The 19,572-nt window shown below is 65.9% G+C and carries 21 protein-coding genes; 12 read left to right on the forward strand and 9 right to left on the reverse strand.

The annotated features are described in order from the left end of the window. Positions 1-10 precede the first annotated feature (10 nt). Together EV669_RS04260 and EV669_RS04265 are read left to right on the forward strand one after the other, a co-directional pair. Positions 11-205: a YgaP family membrane protein gene (locus EV669_RS04260; protein ID WP_054286124.1), complete on the forward strand. Its 195-nt coding sequence runs from the start codon at positions 11-13 to the stop codon at positions 203-205. Between the two features lie 370 nt (positions 206-575). Continuing rightward, positions 576-1,151 carry a GIY-YIG nuclease family protein gene (locus EV669_RS04265; RefSeq protein WP_132097977.1) on the forward strand — a complete coding sequence of 192 codons (576 nt, stop codon included), beginning with the start codon at positions 576-578 and terminating at the stop codon, positions 1,149-1,151. Positions 1,152-1,398: 247 nt separating this feature from the next. Here EV669_RS04265 and EV669_RS04270 read toward each other — a convergent pair whose 3' ends face one another. Further along, a complete protein-coding gene (locus EV669_RS04270; protein ID WP_132097978.1) occupies positions 1,399-2,715 on the reverse strand; it encodes an ATP-binding protein in 1,317 nt (438 codons plus the stop codon). Further along, positions 2,715-3,446: a response regulator gene (locus EV669_RS04275; RefSeq protein ID WP_054286126.1), complete on the reverse strand. Its 732-nt coding sequence runs from the start codon at positions 3,444-3,446 to the stop codon at positions 2,715-2,717. Before EV669_RS04275 ends, EV669_RS04270 begins: the two co-directional genes overlap by 1 nt. Before the next feature lie 168 nt (positions 3,447-3,614). Here EV669_RS04275 and EV669_RS04280 point away from each other — a divergent pair, with 168 nt between their 5' ends. The 3 genes from EV669_RS04280 to EV669_RS04290 are packed head-to-tail and all read left to right on the forward strand — an operon-like array spanning position 3,615 to position 5,125. Further along, the gene (locus EV669_RS04280) at positions 3,615-4,190 is read left to right on the forward strand and encodes a hypothetical protein (RefSeq protein WP_132097979.1); all 576 of its coding nucleotides are present in this window, start codon (positions 3,615-3,617) and stop codon (positions 4,188-4,190) included. Positions 4,191-4,250: 60 nt separating this feature from the next. Further along, entirely contained in the window at positions 4,251-4,631 is a 381-nt protein-coding gene (locus EV669_RS04285) for a hypothetical protein (protein WP_055433864.1), read from the forward strand. A 26-nt stretch (positions 4,632-4,657) separates the two neighbouring features. Then, positions 4,658-5,125 (forward strand): hypothetical protein, encoded by a 468-nt coding sequence (locus tag EV669_RS04290; RefSeq protein WP_132097980.1) that lies wholly within the window; start codon positions 4,658-4,660, stop codon positions 5,123-5,125. Positions 5,126-5,132: 7 nt separating this feature from the next. Here EV669_RS04290 and EV669_RS04295 read toward each other — a convergent pair whose 3' ends face one another. From EV669_RS04295 to EV669_RS04310, 4 genes are all read right to left on the reverse strand, one after another. After that, entirely contained in the window at positions 5,133-6,107 is a 975-nt protein-coding gene (locus EV669_RS04295) for a quinone oxidoreductase family protein (RefSeq protein ID WP_055433862.1), read from the reverse strand. 96 nt (positions 6,108-6,203) lie between these two features. Continuing rightward, positions 6,204-6,839, reverse strand: a complete 636-nt coding sequence (locus tag EV669_RS04300) for a hypothetical protein (RefSeq protein ID WP_072242858.1) — start codon at positions 6,837-6,839, stop codon at positions 6,204-6,206. Beyond that, positions 6,806-7,369: a YqiA/YcfP family alpha/beta fold hydrolase gene (locus EV669_RS04305; protein WP_132097981.1), complete on the reverse strand. Its 564-nt coding sequence runs from the start codon at positions 7,367-7,369 to the stop codon at positions 6,806-6,808. Before EV669_RS04305 ends, EV669_RS04300 begins: the two co-directional genes overlap by 34 nt. A 2-nt stretch (positions 7,370-7,371) precedes the next feature. Then, entirely contained in the window at positions 7,372-8,136 is a 765-nt protein-coding gene (locus EV669_RS04310; protein WP_132097982.1) for a substrate-binding periplasmic protein, read from the reverse strand. A 136-nt stretch (positions 8,137-8,272) separates the two neighbouring features. On the opposite strand from EV669_RS04310, the gene metH reads away from it, so the two are divergent. Next, positions 8,273-11,986 carry a methionine synthase gene (metH, locus tag EV669_RS04315; RefSeq protein WP_132097983.1) on the forward strand — a complete coding sequence of 1,238 codons (3,714 nt, stop codon included), beginning with the start codon at positions 8,273-8,275 and terminating at the stop codon, positions 11,984-11,986. A gap of 35 nt (positions 11,987-12,021) precedes the next feature. Here metH and EV669_RS04320 read toward each other — a convergent pair whose 3' ends face one another. After that, positions 12,022-12,591, reverse strand: a complete 570-nt coding sequence (locus EV669_RS04320) for an XRE family transcriptional regulator (protein WP_245622705.1) — start codon at positions 12,589-12,591, stop codon at positions 12,022-12,024. A gap of 68 nt (positions 12,592-12,659) precedes the next feature. On the opposite strand from EV669_RS04320, the gene EV669_RS04325 reads away from it, so the two are divergent. The 3 genes from EV669_RS04325 (at position 12,660) to ggt (ending at position 15,759) form a co-directional block, all read left to right on the forward strand. Continuing rightward, a complete protein-coding gene (locus EV669_RS04325; protein WP_132097984.1) occupies positions 12,660-13,538 on the forward strand; it encodes a DMT family transporter in 879 nt (292 codons plus the stop codon). A gap of 79 nt (positions 13,539-13,617) precedes the next feature. Continuing rightward, positions 13,618-13,836 (forward strand): YdcH family protein, encoded by a 219-nt coding sequence (locus tag EV669_RS04330; protein WP_055433857.1) that lies wholly within the window; start codon positions 13,618-13,620, stop codon positions 13,834-13,836. Positions 13,837-14,004: 168 nt separating this feature from the next. Then, positions 14,005-15,759, forward strand: a complete 1,755-nt coding sequence (ggt, locus tag EV669_RS04335; RefSeq protein WP_132097985.1) for a gamma-glutamyltransferase — start codon at positions 14,005-14,007, stop codon at positions 15,757-15,759. 54 nt (positions 15,760-15,813) lie between these two features. Here the strand turns inward: ggt and EV669_RS04340 are convergent, their stop codons facing one another. Continuing rightward, positions 15,814-16,005 carry a Lar family restriction alleviation protein gene (locus EV669_RS04340; protein ID WP_054285530.1) on the reverse strand — a complete coding sequence of 64 codons (192 nt, stop codon included), beginning with the start codon at positions 16,003-16,005 and terminating at the stop codon, positions 15,814-15,816. Positions 16,006-16,138: 133 nt separating this feature from the next. Between EV669_RS04340 and EV669_RS04345 the strand changes: the two genes are divergently transcribed. The 3 genes from EV669_RS04345 (at position 16,139) to EV669_RS04355 (ending at position 18,829) form a co-directional block, all read left to right on the forward strand. Continuing rightward, positions 16,139-17,428, forward strand: a complete 1,290-nt coding sequence (locus tag EV669_RS04345; RefSeq protein ID WP_132097986.1) for an MFS transporter — start codon at positions 16,139-16,141, stop codon at positions 17,426-17,428. 76 nt (positions 17,429-17,504) lie between these two features. Beyond that, positions 17,505-18,032 carry an acyloxyacyl hydrolase gene (locus EV669_RS04350; RefSeq protein WP_055433854.1) on the forward strand — a complete coding sequence of 176 codons (528 nt, stop codon included), beginning with the start codon at positions 17,505-17,507 and terminating at the stop codon, positions 18,030-18,032. 158 nt (positions 18,033-18,190) lie between these two features. Then, complete coding sequence (locus EV669_RS04355; protein ID WP_132097987.1) at positions 18,191-18,829, forward strand: FMN-binding negative transcriptional regulator; 639 nt, start codon at positions 18,191-18,193, stop codon at positions 18,827-18,829. On the opposite strand, the gene EV669_RS04360 is transcribed toward EV669_RS04355, so the two are convergent. Next, positions 18,807-19,352, reverse strand: coding sequence for a YaeQ family protein (locus tag EV669_RS04360; RefSeq protein WP_054285534.1), 546 nt, complete (start codon positions 19,350-19,352; stop codon positions 18,807-18,809). The genes EV669_RS04355 and EV669_RS04360 overlap by 23 nt on opposite strands. Positions 19,353-19,572: the final 220 nt, after the last annotated feature.

The following is a 19,572-nucleotide window of genomic DNA, read 5'->3' on the forward strand; positions in this document are numbered from 1 at the left end:
GGAGAGTGTCATGAAACGCAACATCGGTGCCTTGGACCGCGCTCTGCGCATCGTCGCCGGCCTTATCCTGCTTTCGCTTGTGTTCGTCGGTCCGCAAACTCCTTGGGGGTGGATCGGTCTGGTGCTACTGGCCACCGGGCTGATCGGCTGGTGCCCCCCCTACGCCCTGCTGGGTATCAACACCTGTTCCGCTAAGAAGAGCTGAGCACGCCTCAAGGTGACAAGGAGTGCGTAGAAGGTGGCCTGGATAAGCCAAGCCACCTTTTTCTATTAATTATTCTCCTTTGCGAATTAGAGGCAAGGCAACCTTAAGCCACGCCCTCGTTTCGGAACGTGGAGACTGCCCGCTTTGAGTGCATAATTATTTGCCGGCTCCAAACGCACGAGAGCCGAAAGCTCTTTGAGACAATAAGCAGTTTGAGCAGACAAGGTTCCCTCTTTTCAAGAGCGGGAATTTTCACTCGCGCTTTCCTTAGCCGCAGCGGAGCGCGCCTTAAATCTTGCAAAGATTCGGTAAAAATTGTGCAATGTGGCAGCAAGGGACTAAGCTGTTGTCTCCTTAATGGTGATGCATCATGGCTCAAAACCCCTTCTACGTTTACGCGCTGAAAGATCCCAGGCAAAAGCCCGCCAAACCGTTTTATATCGGCAAGGGGACAGGAAATCGTGCATGGGAGCACCAATCTATTATTGATGACTCCGAAAAGGGCAAACTCATCCAGGAGATCAAGAGCAGCGGTCACAGCATTATCCACACGATCCTCGCTGACGACCTCACAGAGCAGCAGGCGCTAAAAATCGAGGCTGAGCTGATAGCTGCCTTTGGTATCCGCTCCCAAGGGGGCTTACTTACCAATAAGGTACGTCCTAACCCAGACAACGTCAGCAACAAGATCAAGGCCAATATTCCAGACGGCTGCTATGAGAAGGCGCAGATGGGGTTGGAATTTTTAAAATCAGCCGTAATGGAGTTGGCTAAGGCCAACCCACAGGGCATCTCGAACTCCGATGCCGCCAAGTATCTTGGTCTTCAATCTGACTACGGTGGGGGATCAAAGGACTACTTAAGCTATAGTGTGATCGGTCTACTCATGAAAGAAGGGCGCTTGAAGCGGATACCTGGCCGCCGACATGTCGCTAGCGGCGAGTAGCCGAAAATGGCGAGGGTTGAGTTCCCCGTTTCCCAAGACAAAAAAACCTGAAGCATAGCTTCTAGGTAAAACGCCCCACTCGGCACGAGCAAGGTTGGCCGAAGCATCCGGCCCCAGCCCTCCGGGCATCCTTGCCGCAGAATTTGCCTTTGTACACAAGCCCCGGTGACAATCTGCGTCCGACAAGCGGACATGACGACACGCGGCCCCGGAAGGGGGCGGAAAAGAGGGCGGCCGCAGCCGGGGATTAGCGGGGCGGTACGTGCCCAGGCAGGCACACCCGGACCGCGAACCCTCCTTCGGGTGGGTCATCGAAGGCTAGCGTACCCCCATGCTGGCGTACGATCCGCGCCACGATCGCCAGCCCCAGTCCACTGCCCCCATCGGTGCCGCGGTGTGCGGTCAGGCGCTCGAAGGGCGACAGTGCGGCTTCACGGTGTTCTGGGGGAATGCCGAGGCCGCAGTCGATCACTGACAGGCATACGCCATCGACGCCGTCCTTTGCCAGACGCACGGTGAACGGTGCGCGGCCGTAGCGCCGCGCGTTGTCGATCAGGTTGGTCAAGAGCCGTTCCAATGCCAAGCCATCGGCCAGCCGCTCGTCTTCCACTTGGCGCTCGAGACGCACGTCCACCCCCTCGCGCACAAAACGACCCACTACGCTGGCGGCCACATCGCCCAAGGCCACCGGCTCCAGCCGGGCCCCCTCCTCGGCACGAGCGAAATCGATGAACTGCTGCACGATGCGCGACAGCTCGTCGATGTCGTCCAGCATGTCTGGCTTGTCTCCGCCGTCGGGCTGCAATGCCAGTGCCAGCTTCAGCCGGGTAAGTGGCGTGCGCAGGTCGTGGGACAGGCCCGCCAGCATCAGGCGGCGCTCGCGTGCGCTGTCGGTCAGGGCACGCGCCATGCGATTGAAGCGTTCTGTAAGCAACCGTACCTCGCGTGGGCCAGTGGCCGGCACAGGCTCGGGCACGCCCCCCGCTTCCAGCAATCGCGCGGCGTCCGACAGGCGGGTGAGCGGACGGGTGACCCGCCAGGCCAGACCGAAGGCGGCCAGCATGGCCAGCAGCGAAACCCCGGCGGCGGCCAGCATGGCGGGAGTGAAGTCCGGGGACAGAAAGCGCCCCATCGGCATGACCAGCCAGTAGCGCTCCCCCAGAAGCGGAACCTGCACCCACATTTCTTGCCGCTCGCCGGTGCGCAGCCAGCGTACGCTGACGGGTTCGCCCAGGTTGGCCGAAAGCCGCTCGGCCACCGCCTGGCCCAAGGGCGGCAGGCGCCGCGCGAACGCGGGGCCCTTTTCTGCACCACCGGGCAGCAGCTGCGGAAACCCCTCGCGGTTGTATACGCGCAGGAAGGCACGGCGTCCGGCGGGCCCCATGCCATCCAGGCTGCCCTCCAGATCGGCCAGCGTGTCGATCACCTGTGCGTAGAGCTGGTCTGCCAGCAGTGCATGCTTCTGGCGCACCGACAGCCAGAGTGTGAACACCTGCGTGGCCAGCACCGTCACCACGACCAGAAGCGCCAAGCGCAGGAACAGCGAGCCGGCGAACGCACGCATCAGGCCGCATCCCGTGGCAGACCGTCGGGGACGAACACGTAGCCGTAGCCCCATACCGTCTGGATGTAGCGCACGCCGGCCTCGCCGCTGTCCAGCGCGCGCCGCAGGCGCGAGATGTGCACGTCGATGCTGCGATCGAGCGATTCGCCCCCCCCTTTGCCGAGCGCCAGCTCCATCAACTGCTCGCGGGTGAGCGGACGGCGCGGATGGGTGGCCAGCACGGCCAGCACTGCGTATTCCGCGCTGGTCAGCGATACCGGGCGCCCCCCATGTGCCAGCTCGCGCCGCCCCAGATGCAGCACGAAGTCGCCGAAGGTGATCGCTTCATCCGCCTCGTGGCGCGCCACCAGCGCCGGAGTGGTGTGATGGCGCCGCAGTACCGCCTCGATGCGGGCGGTGAGCTCCCGAGGATTGAAGGGCTTGGGCAGGTAGTCGTCGGCCCCCATTTCCAGCCCCAGGATGCGGTCCACGTCCTCACCGCGCGCGGTCAGCATGATGATGGGCATGCTCTCGCCCTGGGCACGCAGCCGCCGCACTACGGCCAGCCCGTCCTCGCCCGGCATCATTACGTCCAGTACGATCAGGTCAGGCCGGTTGCGCGCGAGCTTGCGGTCCAGGTCGCGGGCGTCTGGCAGGGTCTCCACCGTCATGCCCTGCTGGGTGAGATAGCGCGCCAGCAGATCGCGCAGCTTTGCGTCATCGTCGATGACGAGAATCTTGTGAGCGTCCATGCCGGAAGATTAGCGCGCCCGGGCGCTGCGGTCAGCCCGGCTGTAAAGAAGTGTGAAGCTGGCAGCTTGCCGACACACCTCTTAACATTTGCCGGGCCGTGCTACAGCTTTGCGCAACACCTTCCTCCTACAGTGACAGCGTTCATCCCACTCACAGAGGATTTCACGATGAAAAAGCTTCTTGCCGCCACCTTGGCCGCTACGCTCGTTACCTCCACCTTGTCGGCGCTGGCAGCGCCCGCCCAGCCCGCCCAGCCCGGATCGCGCCATTTCCTGCAAGACGCCATCCGCTCAGGCGCGCTGACCGATGCCGAACTGCAAACGCTGGCTGCCGACCGCGATGCCTTGCGCGCTCGCGTGCAGACGCTGCGCAGCCAAACCCCTGGGCCGCTGAGCGAGGCCGACCGTCAGGCCTTGGCAGCCCAGCGGCAGGCCCTGCATGAAAAGATGCGCCAGCTGGCCCAAAACGACGTCCGCGGACCGGCCCGTACCGATATCCCCGCCGAATGGCAGTTTCAAGGCAAGGGCCGGCATCATGGGCCTGGCTTCGAACACCGTGCCCAAGCCAAACGGCTGAGCCCGGAGGACCGTGCACGGTTCCGGGAAAAGATGCAGGCCTTCCGCGCCGACGGTGTGATCGATGCCAGCGAGCGTGCCCAGCTGCGCAGCCTGCGCCAGAGCATGCACCCGGCGGCCACCCAGGCGGGCACCGTGCCCAACAGCCAAGTGCACCGCGACAAGTAAGCCCACCTGCGGGCGGCCAGCCACGTGGCACGCCGCCCTTTCAGCGGATAGAATGTTTGCATGGAATACCGTTTGCTGGCCGGCTTGTTGGCCATCGGTCTCGTTGTGATGGCACGGCCGGCGGCTGCGGCCCCGCCAGATTGCCCGCCCCCGCTGCAGGCTGCGCCCTGGCAGGCGGACGGACCGTTCCAGAACGATGGCGAGCAGACCGACAAGGCCCGGCGTCGGGCGCTGCGCGAGCTGCGACTGCGGGAGGCCATCCGTAATGGCGACCTGACCGAAGAGCAGGCCGAACACCTGCGCAAGCACCCGCGTGCGTGGATGCGGATGCGCGAGGGGCCGCCCGCCCCGCCGGACGAGGCCGACGGCCCACCCGGACAGAAAAAACGTTGCTACTGGCGCAACAAGCAGCGCCAGAGCCCATTTAACCCGGCCGACTGACGAACGGCCCAAGGCAAGGGGACAGCATGCGGCGCCTGTTTGCGCTCTGCATTACCGCACTCTTCCTGGCAGGCGGCCTGCCGGGTTCCCTTGCCTTGGCCGAATCCTCCTGTGCTCGCACCCAGGCGCCACAGCGCTGCGAGGCCGCCCGACTGGGGGCCACCGCCTGCACCGACCTGAACACCGGCGCCCGCCAGGCGTGCGTGGCCGAGTTCACGCCGCCATTGGTGTGCAAGCGCCAGCGCGACAGCCGCAGCTGTGAAGCCCTGGTGGCTGCCCATGCGGCATGTACCGGGCAGACCGGTGCCGGCCTGCGAGCCTGCATCCGCGCCCGCCTGCCCGCCGCGGACTGCAGTCGGCACGCCCGACCCGAACGCTGTCAGGGCATGGCCGAGGCAGAAGCCCAGTGCAGCCATACCTTCGGTGCTGCACGGCGGCAGTGCGTGCGACGGGCACTGTCGCGGCTGCTGCCAGATGACGTCACCCAACCCTGACCGGCCCTTACGGCACCAGAATGATCGACCCGGTAGTCGCGCGGGCCTCCAGATCCCGGTGGGCTTGAGCCACCTGCGCCAGTGGGTAGCGGGCCGAGGGGGCCACACTGATCGCGCCCGAGCGTACCTTCTCGAACAGCGCTCCGGCCGAAGCCAGCAGTTCGTCGCGCGTGGCGGTGTAGTCCGCCAGCCGGGGGCGGGTAAAGAACAGCGAGCCCTTCTGCGACAGCAGCAGCGGAGCGAAGGCAGGTACGGCGCCCGAGGCATTACCGAAGCTGACGAACATGCCACGCGGAGCCAGACAGTCAAGCGAGCGCTCGAAGGTGTCTTTGCCCACCGAGTCGTACACCACCGGCACACCGCGTCCACCCGTCAGGCGCCGGACGGCGGCCACCACATCGTCGCTGCGGTAGTTGAGGACGTGGTCGCATCCCAGACGGCGCACGATGTCTGCCTTGGCATCGGAGCCGACCGTGCCGATCACGTTGGCCCCCTCCGACTTGAGCCACTGCACCGCGATCTGGCCGACACCGCCAGCCGCGGCGTGCCACAGCACCGTCTGACCGGGCTGCACGGCAAAGGTGCGGCGTACCAAGTACTCCACCGTCATGCCCTGCAACATGATCGAAGCGGCGGTTTCATCATCGATCTCGTCCGGCAGTTTCACCAGCACCGAGGCCGGCATGATGCGGTGCGTGCTGTAGGCCCCGAGCGGCCCGCCCGCATAGGCCACACGGTCCCCCGCCCCCAGCCCGGTCACGCCATCACCCACCGCCTCGATCACACCGGCTGCTTCCTGGCCCAGGCCAGAGGGAAGCGCCAGCGGATAGAGGCCGCTGCGCTGGTAGGTATCGATGAAGTTGACGCCGATGGCAGTATGGCGGATGCGCACCTCGCCCGGGCCGGGCACACCGACCTCGACCGCCTCGCTGGCGAGCACTTCGGGCCCGCCGGTGCGGGCAAAACGGATGGCATAGGGCATGCAGGGTCTCCTTGCAGCAGACAGGGTTGGCCGAAACGGGGCACGGCCCCGGTGTGCCGGCAGTGTCGCGTCCGCGCTCTCCGTCGGCCAGGCCGCTCAGTGCGGCAGGCGGCGAGCCAGCTCCGGCAGGGGCAGCACTTCGGCAGCGGTGACATACACCAGCTCGCACGCGCCACGGCCACTGTCCTCCCGCGAGAGCGAACTGCGCCAGACGTAGTTCTTCTGTCCGCGCGCCTCCACCAGATAGCCTGTCAGGTGCACCCCATCGCCCTTGCCGGCCGACAGCAGCGTGCGCCGCACGGTAGGATCGGCCGGGATGAGATGCATGTTGGAGGCCGAGCGCACCACTTCGTCGCGCGGAATGGGCAGCGCGCTGGCCCGCCAGAAGAAAAAGCGGTCGCTCTGAGTGATCTCCAGTTTGCGCAGCACCGCGCTGTCGGACATCGCCCCCCAGCCGAGCGCCAGATCCAGTTGTGACAGTTCGGCTTCACGGTCCTGCTTGTACTCACGCCGCGACAGCACGCGTGCGCTGATGTCGAAGCGGGCCAGCGGGGTGAGCGTATAGCCATTCACCACTACCGGCGCCACGCCATCGGCCGGGGTTTGCAAGGGGGTGGCATCGATGCGGATGCCATCGGCCACACGGGCCTCGTAGTCGCCACAGGCGGACAGGCTGGCCACCAGGACAGCCAGCGCCGTCAGGCGGCAAAGTCGGAAAGGGAAGGCAGACATTCGGGCCAGCGGTTCAGGCGATGATCGTCGCCGTTGAAGAGGGTTTGTCGGGCACCGGCATAGTGACGGGCGGCCTCGCGCCAGTCGAGCGTCTCGTCCGCGGTGCCCAGCACCAGCCAGTAACGGCGCGGGTCGGGACGCGGCACAAAGCGATCGCGCAAGGCGTTCATATCGTCCATGTCCAGATGGTAATGCTCGCCGGTATAAGGATGCACCCGCTCGCCGGCCAGCTCGGCCAGGCGATCGAAGGGACGGACAGCGGGATTGATGAGCACGGCGCGCAAGTCGAAGCGCTCGGCGGCCCATGTGGCATAGAAGCCACCCAACGAACTGCCGATCAGCACACTGTCAGGGGGAAGCGGGGCACACAGCCCTTCGAGCAGGGCGAACGCTTCCGCCGGGTGCACCGGCAGCTGCGGACATTGCAGGCTGGCCCCCCGGCCGTCACGCGCCAAAAAGGCAGCGGCCTCCCGCGCCTTGGCCGAAGACGGGCCGGACTCGAAGCCGTGCAGATAAACGAACGTCCCCATATTCAGATCGGATGCCACTGATAGCTGCGCACCAGCGTGCGCAGGCGCCCGGCATCCTTAAGGCGACCAATGGCGCCGTTGAGCCGGTCCACCCCGTAGGCAGACTGCGGGGCCACTGCACACATCGTGGGCATGGTGGACACCATGACTGGATGCAGTTTGAACTGCCGGGCCTCGAAGGGGTAGGCACGTGCCCAGGCCGAGAACTCCAGCTCGGAGTATACCGCCACATCCACCAAGCCTTTCTGTACCGCCTTGACCAGCAAGTCCAGCCGGGCCTCGTCCTGACGGCGCGCGCCGCTGGCCCAGGCCTTTTCCAACGCGGGGTAGTGATAGCCGCGGATGGTACCCACGCGGCGGCCGCGTAGCTGGTCCAGCTCGGTGATGTCTGGACGGTTGCGCAACGACACCAGCCGTTCGATCTGCGGGAAGAGCTCGGCCGTCCACCCCAGGCGGCCGGCGTTGCCGTACCACGCCGGATTGGCATTGCAGACGATGTCTACCCGGCTGGCTTCCAGCGCGGGCTCGATGCGGTTACGCGACAGCACCACGTATTCGGCGCGGGTGCCAAGCTCGCCGGCCAGCGCCTCGCCCAAGTCGCGGATCAGCCCACCGGAAAGCACGCGCTCGGCGGTATCGGACAGCACCACCAGCGGCGGTCCGTCGGAATCGGAGACGCCGATCCGCAGAGGCGCCTCCGCCCGACACACCCCGACACCCAGCATCAGTGCCACCGCACCCAGCAGCACCTTATAGTAAGCAACCATAATCTTGTACCTTCTTCTTCTAAATGCGCGCCACCCCCGTGCGGGGTGCCGGTGGTAAGATCATGCAAGGGGGCCGCCGTGCGGCTCCGTTTTTTTGTCCGGCCCCATCATACCGACTAGAGACCTGCCCTTCGAGATGCATACTGCCCAGTCCTCTACCGTATACCAACAATTGTCCCGTCGCATCCTGATTCTTGATGGCGGCATGGGTACCATGATCCAGCGGCACCAGCTAACGGAGGCGGACTACCGCGGCACCCGTTTTGCCGAGTGGCCGTGCGACGTGAAGGGCAACAACGACCTCCTGGTGTTGACCAGGCCGGACGTCATCGGCGGCATTCACCAGGCCTACCTGGATGCCGGAGCCGACATCATCGAGACCAACACCTTCAACGCCACCTCGATCGCAATGGCCGACTACGCGATGGAGAGCCTGGTGTGGGAAATCAACCACGCTGCGGCACGCTTGGTGAAGACGCTGTGTGCGGCCCAGACCGCGCGGACGCCAGACCGGCCACGCTTCTGTGCCGGCGTGCTCGGCCCCACCAACCGTACCTGTAGCATCAGCCCGGACGTCAACGACCCGGGCTTTCGCAACATCACCTTCGACGCACTGGTGGAGAGCTACACCGAGGCGATCGACGGCTTGGTGACCGGCGGGGCCGACCTGCTCTTGGTGGAAACCATCTTCGACACGCTGAACGCCAAGGCAGCGGTGTTCGCCATCCACCGCTACTTCGACACCCGCCCCGACCGGCCCCGGCTGCCGATCATGATCTCCGGTACTATCACCGACCAGTCGGGGCGCACGCTCACCGGTCAGACCACCGAAGCCTTTTACAACAGCCTGGCACATGCCGACGCCCTGTCCTTCGGTCTCAACTGTGCCCTGGGGCCGGACCTGCTGCGACCGTATGTGGAGGAAATGGCGCGCATCTCGGCCACCTACGTTTCGGTGCACGCCAACGCCGGCCTGCCCAACGCCTTCGGCGGTTATGACCTCGAGCCCGAGACCATGGGCGAGCACGTGCGCGAATGGGCGCAGTCCGGGCTGATCAACATCGTGGGGGGCTGCTGCGGCACCACGCCGGACCACATTGCCGCCATTGCACGCGCGGTGGAAGGGCTGCCGCCGCGCGCGCTGCCGGCCATCGAGCCCAAGTGCCGGCTCTCCGGCCTGGAACCGTTCAACATCGGCGACAACGATCTGTTCGTGAACGTGGGCGAGCGTACCAACGTCACCGGCAGCCGGGCGTTTGCCAAGCTGATCCTCAACGGTGACTACGCTACCGCGCTGGATGTAGCGCGCCAGCAGGTGGAAAACGGCGCCCAGATCATCGACATCAACATGGACGAGGGCATGCTCGATGCCCAGGCCGCGATGGTGCGTTTTCTCAACCTGATCGCGGCCGAGCCGGATATCGCGCGCGTGCCGATCATGATCGACAGCTCCAAGTGGGAAGTGATCGAGGCCGGGCTGAAATGCATCCAGGGCAAGGGCATCGTCAACTCCATCTCCATGAAGGAAGGGGTCGACAAGTTCAAGGAACAGGCGCGCCTGCTGCGCCGCTACGGTGCGGCGGTAATCGTGATGGCCTTTGACGAGCAGGGCCAGGCCGACACCTATGCCCGCAAGGTGGAAATCTGCGAGAAGAGCTACCGCATCCTGGTGGACGAGGTGGGCTTCCCGCCGCAGGACATCATCTTCGACCCCAACATCTTTGCGGTCGCCACGGGCATCGAGGAACACGCCCGCTACGGCCTGGACTTCATTGAAGCTACCGGCTGGATCAAGCAACATCTGCCGCATGCCAAGATTTCCGGCGGCGTGTCCAACGTATCCTTCTCTTTCCGCGGCAACAACAAGGTGCGTGAGGCCATCCACGCAGTGTTCCTCTACCACGCCATCAAGCGTGGCATGACCATGGGCATCGTCAACGCAGGTGCACTCGAAGTCTACGACGAGGTGGACCCGGAACTGCGCGAGCGCATCGAAGACGTGGTGCTGATGCGCGCGCCCAAGGAGGGCGGCGATGCGACGGAACACCTGATTGCGTTGGCCGAACGCTTCAAGGGCGATGCAGTGGGCGAGAAAAAAGCCGAGGATCTCGCCTGGCGCACGCTGCCGGTGGAAAAGCGGCTGGAACACGCGCTTGTGAAAGGCATCACCACCTATATCGTGGAAGACACCGAGGAGGTGCGCCAGAAGAGCGAGCGGCCGATCCATGTGATCGAAGGCCCGCTGATGGACGGCATGAATGTGGTGGGCGACCTGTTCGGTGCCGGCAAGATGTTCCTGCCGCAGGTGGTGAAATCCGCGCGGGTAATGAAAGCTGCGGTGGCCCATCTGGAACCCTTCATCGAAGAAGAAAAGATTGCGCTGGGCCTGGCTGATGCGCCAGCCAAGGGCGTGATCATCATGGCCACGGTGAAGGGCGACGTGCACGACATTGGCAAGAACATCGTCGGCGTGGTACTTCGCTGCAACAACTACAAGGTGATCGACCTGGGCGTGATGGTGCCGTGCCAGACCATCCTCGACGCCGCGCGCGAACACAAGGCCGACATCATTGGCCTCTCTGGCCTGATTACCCCCAGCCTGGAAGAAATGAGCCATGTGGCCAAGGAAATGCAGCGCCAGGGCTTCGACATTCCTCTCTTGATCGGCGGCGCCACCACCTCCAAGGTGCACACGGCAGTGAAGATCGCCCCGCACTACGATGGCCCGGTGATCTACGTGCCCGATGCCAGCCGTGCGGTGGGGGTATGCTCCAACCTGCTGTCGGACACCCTGCGCGATGCATATGTAGCCGAGGTGGCGGGCGAGTACGAGCGCGCCCGAGAAGGACACGCCGGCAAGCAGAAGCGCCAGGGGCTGCCCCTGGCGGAAGCCCGGGCCAACCGCCTGCGGACCGACTGGCAGGCCTATGTCCCACCCGTGCCCCGCTGGCTCGGGGTACGCCGTTTCGAGCACTACCCGCTGGAGGAAATCGCGGGCTACATCGACTGGACGCCATTCTTCCAGAGCTGGGAGTTGGCCGGCCGCTACCCGGCCATCCTCCAGGATGAGGTCGTGGGCGAATCGGCTCGGGCGCTGTTCGACGATGCACAGGCCATGCTCCGCCAGATCATCGGCGAGCGGTGGCTGACGGCCAGCGCGGTGATCGGGCTCTTCCCCGCCAGCAGCGTGGGGGACGACGACATCGAGATCTACGCACCGGACGGCAGTGGGCCGCTGATGACCTGGGTGGGGCTGCGCCAGCAGCTGGCCAAGGCCGACGGCAAGCCGGACTGGGCCTTGGCGGACTTCATTGCCCCGCGCGAAAGTGGTGTGGCCGACTACATCGGCGCCTTTGCCGTCACCGCCGGGCTCGGCATTGAGCCACATGTGGCCCGCTTCGAGGCGGAAGGGGACGACTATTCGGCCATTCTGCTCAAGGCGCTGGCCGACCGGTTGGCCGAAGCCTTTGCCGAACTGATGCATGCGCGGGTACGACGCGAGTTCTGGGGCTATGCGGCTGACGAAGCCCTGGACAATGAGGCACTGATCGACGAGGCCTACCGCGGCATCCGCCCGGCACCGGGCTACCCAGCCTGCCCGGATCATACGGTCAAGCAGGCGCTGTTCGAGCTGCTGGACGCCCCCGGCATCGGCATGACCCTGACTGAGGGGTACGCGATGCTGCCGACGGCGGCAGTGTCCGGCTTCTACTTCAGCCACCCCGAAGCACGCTACTTTGGCGTCGGCAAGATCGAGCGGGATCAGGTGGAGAGCTACGCACAGCGTCGCGGGGTCAGCCTGCAGCAGGCCGAGCGCGATCTGGCGCCCAATCTCGGCTACACCCCCTGACTGCCGGCTTCGGCCAACCTTGGCCGGGCGCGGGGCTAGAGCGGAGCGATCACATTCTTACTGAAGCGCACCCGCTCTGGTCCCGGGTTGTGATACCGGTAAGGACGGTCGGTCGCCAAGGTGACTGTCTCGCCCGCCGACAGCGTGCGCTCGCCCCCCGCCAGCACCAGCAGCAGCGTCCCCTCCAGCACCAGCAGCATCTCGTGGCTACCGTCCGGATCGGGCGAGGCCTCGTAGCTGTCCCCGGCCGCCAGCTGCCACAGCCACAGTTCCACTTGCGTGCCCGCATGGGCGATATGCTCCATCAGCGTACCGTGGCTTTCCTCCTGCTGGCCCTGCCACAACCGTGCCGGACGGGGAACGGCACCGCCCGTCGCAAGCGGCTGCACCAACTCACCGAAACGCAGACCCAGCGCACGCGCCAGCCGATCGAGCGTGGAGAGACTGACATTGCTCTCGCCCGCCTCGATGGCCACCAGCATGCGCCGGCTGACCCCGGCCTGGCGGGCCAGCCCATCTTGGGACAGACCGGCCGCCAAACGCGCACGGCGCAGGTTGGCCGCCACGGTGGCGAGAACATCCGGAAGGGGGGTGGGCAGGGGCATGAGCAATATACTGCACAAAACGGGAGGGCAGCGGTATAGTGCGCTATCCCCCAGTCCTTTGCAATGCCATGCCCGCCACCAGCCAGCCCCCCGCCCGCCATCCCCTGCTGCCCGACGTCACACTGATCGGTGTCACCATGCTTTGGGGGGGCACTTTTCTCACTGTCCAGACCGCGCTCGAATGGGTGGGGCCGTTCGGCTTTGTTGCCCTGCGGTTCGGTACTGCCGGCCTGATTGCTTTGCTGCTTGCCGGGCGTCTCCTGGCGGGCCTTACCGCTCACGAACTGCGGGCGGGTGTACTGATCGGCAGCGTGCTCACCCTCAGTTACTGCCTGCAGACAGTGGGACTGGGCAGCATCACCAGCAGCAAATCGGCCTTCCTCACCGCGCTGTACGTGCCGCTGGTGCCGGTCTTCCAATGGGCGATGTTCCGCTGGCGCCCCCCCGTGGCGGCCTGGATCGGCATCGCCGTGGCGTTTGCCGGGCTGGTGCTCTTGGCCGACCCCAACGGACTGGACAGCGGCTTCGGCCAAGGCGAGTGGCTGACGTTGGCCGGGGCGGCAGCGATCGCGCTGGAGATCTGCCTCGTCAGCCGCTATGCCGCCGACTGCAATGCGCGCCGGGTGACAGTGGTGCAGCTTTTCACCGTGTCGTGCCTGGCGGCAGCCGGGGCAGTGGCCGCCGGCGAACCACTGCCGCAGGCGCATCCGATGCTGCTGGTCTGCGTACTGGGCATGGGTCTGGCCACGGCGGTGATCCAGGTAGCGATGAACTGGGCTCAGAAAACAGTACCTGCCACCCGCGCCACCATCATTTATGCGATGGAGCCTGTCTGGGCAGGGCTGGTGGGCTGGCTCGCAGGCGAGCGGCTGACGGTGTGGATGGTGACCGGGGCCGCTCTGATTGTGGTCAGCGTACTGATCAGTCAGCTGGGCAGGCGCAGTTGATGCAGCGCAAGGAAACGGTAGGCCGCCGGAGTAGGATGAAGCCATCGATGACGTTTTCATCCCACCCAAGGAGTTGCCGATGTTCCCCGAATACCGCGACCTGATTTCCCGCCTCAAGACGCAGGACCCGCATTTTGCCCGCCTCTTCAACGAGCACAATGATCTGGACCAGAAGATCAAGAACATGGAAGCGCACATCGAGCCTGGCTCGCCCGACGAGATCGAAACACTCAAGAAGACCAAGCTGCGCCTGAAGGACGAACTCTACGGCCTGCTAAAAGCCGCCGCCGCTGCCTGAGCCCGCCTCATCCTTTCTTCTGCATTCGGCCCGCCTCGGCGGGCTTTTTTGTGCATCCTCGGCACTGCCGCGCGCCATTGACCGCCCCAGCCGCTGCCCCGAGCATGAAGGAGCGCCCAGCCGCAAAAAGACGGTCGCGCCCCCATCCGAACGACAAAGGAGACCTTCATGCCCACCCGCCTACGCCTGGCCATGCTGGCTGCCAGCCTCGGCCTTCTCTTCGCTGCCGCACCGTCCGCCGCTGATACCGTGCCAGGCACCACGGCCGCGGCCGCCATCCGCTACGACTACGAACAGGACATCTTCCACCCGGTGTACGCCCGCAACGGCATGGTGGCTACCGAACAGGCCTTGGCCACGCAGGTGGGGCTGGACATCCTGCGCCGGGGCGGCAATGCGGTGGACGCCGCCGTCGCCGTCGGCTTTGCACTGGCTGTGGTCCTGCCCAATGCCGGCAACATCGGCGGTGGCGGGTTCCTGATGCTGCACGACGCGCGAACCGGTCAGGACATTGCGCTGGACTTCCGCGAAATGGCCCCCGAACGGGCCGGGCGCGACATGTACCTGGATGCCGAGGGCAAGGTGGTAGAAGGGCGGTCGCTGTACACGCATCTGGCGGTCGGCGTACCCGGCACCGTGGCGGGCATGGAACACGCCCTGCGCCGCTGGGGCACGATGCGCCTGCGCGACGTGATCGCGCCGGCCATCCGCCTGGCCGAGCAGGGCTTCACTGTCAGCCCCACTCTGGCCAAGGTGCTGGAGGTGGAAAAGGACAACCTCGGCAAGTGGCCGGCGACGCGTGCGATCTTCTTCCGCGGCGAGCGGCCCCTGAAGGCGGGCGAGCGGCTGGTACAGAAAGACCTGGCCGGTTCGCTGCGGCTGATCGCCGTCCAAGGCGCCCGGGCCTTCTACGAAGGGCCGATCGCGGAGAAGATCGTGGCCGAGATGGCGGCGCACGGCGGGCTGATCACCGCTGCGGACCTGCGCGGCTACCGCGTGGCCGAGCGACAGCCAGTTGCGGGCAGCTATCGCGGCTACCGGGTGGTGTCGATGCCGCCGCCCAGCTCCGGCGGCACGCACATCGTGCAGATCCTCAACCTTCTGGAGCGCTACCCGCTGGCCCAGTACGGTGCCAACAGTGCCCGGTCGATCCATCTCATGGCCGAAGCCATGAAGCTGGCGTACGCCGACCGGGCGGAATACCTTGGGGACCCGGACTTTGTGAAGGTGCCGGTAGCCGGGCTGACCTCGCGGCGCTATGCCGACAGCCTGGCGGCCAGGATCGACCCGGAACGGGTGAGCCCGGCATCGGCCATCAAGCCCGGCCAGCCGCAGCCGTACGAGAGCGACCAGACCACGCATTACTCGATCGTCGACGGCAAAGGGAACGCGGTAGCGGTCACCTATACCCTCAACCTCAACTTCGGCAGTGGCATCGTCGCACGGGGCACCGGCATCCTGCTCAACGACCAGATGGACGACTTTTCGGCCAAGCCCGGCGTGGCGAACGCCTACGGCCTGATCGGCGGCGAGGCCAACGCCATCGCCCCGCGCAAGCGCCCGCTGTCATCAATGTCGCCGACGCTGGTACTCAAGGAAGGCAAGCCATGGCTGGTAACAGGCAGCCCTGGCGGCGCACGTATCATCACCACCACGCTGCAGACGATCGTCAATGCGATCGACTTCGGCATGAACCCGGCCGAAGCCGCTGCCACGCCCCGCATCCATCATCAGTGGCTACCCGATGAGCTGCGGGTAGAGAAGGGGCTGAGCCCGGACACGCTGGCCATCCTGCGCCAGCAGGGCTACAAGGTGTCGGTCAAGCCGACGATGGGGCGCACCCAGACGATCCAGGTGCGTGAGGATGGGCTGTACGGCTATTCCGACCCGCGCAATCCGGACGGGGCCACCGCCGGCTTCTGACCAGGCTGGCGTTTGCACGCATCGCCGCCCGCACGGGCGGTTTTGCTTGCGGACTCAGCGGGTGGCATTCCAGCGCAGGATCGCATCCTTGCGGTTGTCGGTCTGCGGGCCGATGGTGACGCAGGTGCCCTGATCGGGGTAGCGGCTGCACTGCACCCAGAAGCGGCGCGAACCGGTCTTGACCACCTGTGCAGGGGCGCCGCACTTGTTGCAAGGTTTGGGCTGAAGGGTGGGAGTGTCGGTCATGGGAGGTCACCGGAAGCGGAATCAGGCGCCCGATGATACGCCCAAAGCCGGGGCTGGGGCGGCGGGTCGCGGCCCTGCGCAAGACGCGGTAAGCTGTGGGCTCTGCTCATCCCCATCCTTCGGCCAACCCTGCATGCACGCCCCCGACTCCGCTCCGCTGTCCGACCCGCCTGTTTCCTTGCGTCATTTCCGCCCGTTCTGGTGGTTCTGGCTGACCCGGGTGCTGCTCACCAGCGGCTTTCAGGTAATGTCGGTGGCGATCGGCTGGCAGGTGTACGCGCTGACCGGCAGCGCCTTCGATCTGGGCATTGTCGGCCTGTTGCAGTTTGTGCCGCGTATCCTGCTGGTGCTGGTGGTGGGCACGGTGGCCGACCGCTTCCATCGCCAGCGCATCGTGGCGCTGAGCATGACGGTCCAGGCGGCCTCGGCAGCGCTTTTGGCGATGGGCGCGCTGCACTGGGGGTTCTCTACCACTCGCGAGCTGATCTTCGCCATTGCCGTGGTGATCGGCATCTGCCGTGCTTTCGACATGCCCACGATGCAGGCCCTCCTGCCGAGCGTGGTGCCGCCCACGCTGCTGGCGCCCGCCATCGCCGCAGCCGCTTCGGCCAACGAGGCGGCCACCATCCTTGCGCCGGCCGCCGGCGGTTTCCTGTACGCACTGGGAGCGGAGTTTACCTATGCCCTGGTGATGACCATGTTCCTCCTGGGCGCGGCGCTGGTGGTACGTGTGCCGGCCCGGCGCCATATTTCCAGCGGCAAGGCGATGACACTGGAGGCCCTGATGGCCGGCGTGCACTTCATCCGCAGCCGGCGCGACATTCTGGGGGCGATGTCGCTGGACCTCTTTGCAGTGCTGCTGGGTGGGGCCACGGCGCTCCTGCCGGTGTATGCCGGCGAGATCCTGCATACCGGCCCGTGGGGGCTGGGGCTTCTGCGCTCCGCACCGGCGGTGGGCGCGCTGGCGATGTCGGCATGGCTGATGCGGCACCCGATCCAGCATCGCGTGGGGCGCATCATGTTCATCGCTGTGGCCGTGTTCGGCCTGGCGACCATCGTCTTTGGCCTCTCGTCGTGGTTTCCGCTGTCGCTGGCGGCCTTGGTGGTACTGGGCGCCTCCGACATGATCAGCGTGGTGATCCGCAGCACCTTGGTGCAGCTGGAAACCCCGGACGAGATGCGCGGCCGCGTCAGTGCAGTCAACTCGCTTTTCATCGGCGCCTCCAACCAGCTAGGCGAGTTCGAGTCGGGCATGACCGCACACTGGCTGGGCACGGTGCCCGCTGTGGTGCTGGGCGGGGTGGGCACGCTGGCGGTGGCGGGCCTGTGGATGCGCTGGTTCCCCTCGCTGGCCCGGCGTGACCGGCTGATCCAGGATGACCCTCCGCTTCCCACGCGGGTAAACCGGCCACGGCCGGTATGACGTTTGCTCCTGTCTGGCAGGCGTGCGCTTTTCATGTGGAAAGGCAGCGCCAGCCAATAAGAACGAAGGAGCTAACATGCGGTTCAATGCAATCGGCCTGGGGCTGTGCCTGGCCCTGTCCGCGCTGCCGGCCCTGGCAGTGGATTCCCTGACGGTTTCGCTGGGTGCGCTCGATCATCCGCGCGGCGAGGGCAGCGTCAACGACGGGCGTATCAGCGCAGGCTGGGTGATCAACCAGTACGAAAGCGACAGCGGCCTCTACCAGACCCGGATGGAAGTAGGAGTAGGGTACAGCAACACCCAGGCCGACAAGGTGTGGAGCGTGACGGTGGCGCCGGTGGCCCACTACCGCTTCAAGACCAGCCGGCCCGACAGCGGCCCCTTCGTGGAAGCCAGCCTGGGCGGCGCATACCTCTCCAAGACCCGCTTCGCGGACGACCACGACCTCACCTCGCACGGGCACTTCGCCTCGCGTCTGGGCGTGGGCTATGCGTTCGGGGCCAGCGAGGTCAGCCTGAATGCGATGCACTTTTCCAATGCCGGCATCAAGAAGCCTAACCCGGGGGTGAACGTGATCGCGCTGCGCTTCACCCGCTTGCTGTAAGCCCGGTCATTTTTGCATCGCACTGTCCGGCATGGTGCCCGCGTGGTTCCCTGTCCGGACGGCATACCGGTCCTGGGTTCGGCGCACGCGCGCGCCGATAATGGGAAAAAGGGGCGGCCCGGTTCGGGCCGCTGCCGTGCGCCGAGCAGAGGAATCCCATGCCGCTTTACTGCCCCCGCGCCTTTCGTGCACCCGCCGCATCCGGCCCCACCTTGGCCGAAGCTTGGCCGTTTGCCACGCTGATCACCCCGATGGCCGATGACGAGCCCTGGATCTCGCACCTGCTGATGCTGCCCGACCCGGACGATGCCGGGGCCCTGCTGGGCCACCTGTCTGCCGCCAGCGGGCACTGCAGGGTGCTCTTCGGCCAACCGAGCGTGGCCATCTTCCATGGCCCGCACAGCTATGTTTCCCCGCGCTGGTACGTGAGCCCCGGCCCGCAGGTGCCTACCTGGAACTACACGGTGGCGCATGCGCACGGCCGGGCGGCGCCGCTGGACGACGAGGGCGCGCGGCAGGTGCTCGTGCAGCTGAGCCAGGTGCTGGAGCCGGCCGGAGGCTGGGCGCCTGACTTTGGTCTGGCGCCGGTGGCGGCCGAGCTTCCCGGCCTCGTTGCCTTTCGCTTTCACGTCAGCCGCTGGGACGTGAAGACCAAGCTCAGTCAGAACCGCACGCAGGAGGACCGCGCCGCAGTGGCGCGGCATCTGGCGCAGGGCGATGCCATGGCGCGGGCCGTAGCCGCTGCGATGGAGGACCCGCCTCCGTCCAGCGCGGCTAGCGCGGCGCCTGAAGCGTGAGGGTTTCGACCAGCACGCTGCGGCTACCATCGGCCAGCCACAGCTGACCGTCCTGCACTGTGGCGCTCAGTTGCATGCTGCGCTGGTTGAGCGTGACCAATTCGGCCAGGGTGGCCGGGGACACGCTGCGCACGGTCAGGTTGTCCAGCCGGCCGAGGCGTCCCTGGATCTGCGGCCACCACACCTCGGCGGCCCGGCCGCCGTAGCTGTAGAGCACGACCTGCTGGGCGCGGCTGCAGGCTTTCTTCAGCCGTCGCTCGTCCGGCTCGCCCAGCTCCACCCACAGCTCGATCTCGTCACTGTAGTTCTTCTGCCATAGCTCCGGCTCGTCGTCGGCACACAGCCCGCGCGTGAACGCGAGGGTGTCGCTGGCGTGCAGGACGAAGGCTGCCAGGCGCAGCATCAGACGCTCCACCGTCTCGGACGGATGTTGCGCCAAGGTCAGGCTGTGGCGCGCGTAATACCCGCGGTCGAGGTCGGAAACGTCGATATCGGCTTTGAAGATGGTCGCCTTGAGTGCCATGGTTGCGTCCGGACAAGAGAAGAAGGGGGCGAGTGTAGGCGCTTGGGCCCGGTGTGGCGAGGGATGTCGATATTACGCAACACGCCTAACGCCGGCCTGGAACGCGGCCCCCGGCAATCTCCCCGTAGCGTTTCCCTTCTCGGCGCAACAAGCCGCCCCAAGGAATCGCTTGGCGCGCCACATCCTGCCGAGCGCCGACGGCGGCAGGGCAGGGCCCGGG

The sequence above is a fragment of the Gulbenkiania mobilis genome, assembly GCA_004346645.1.
Lineage (GTDB): Bacteria > Pseudomonadota > Gammaproteobacteria > Burkholderiales > Chromobacteriaceae > Gulbenkiania > Gulbenkiania mobilis.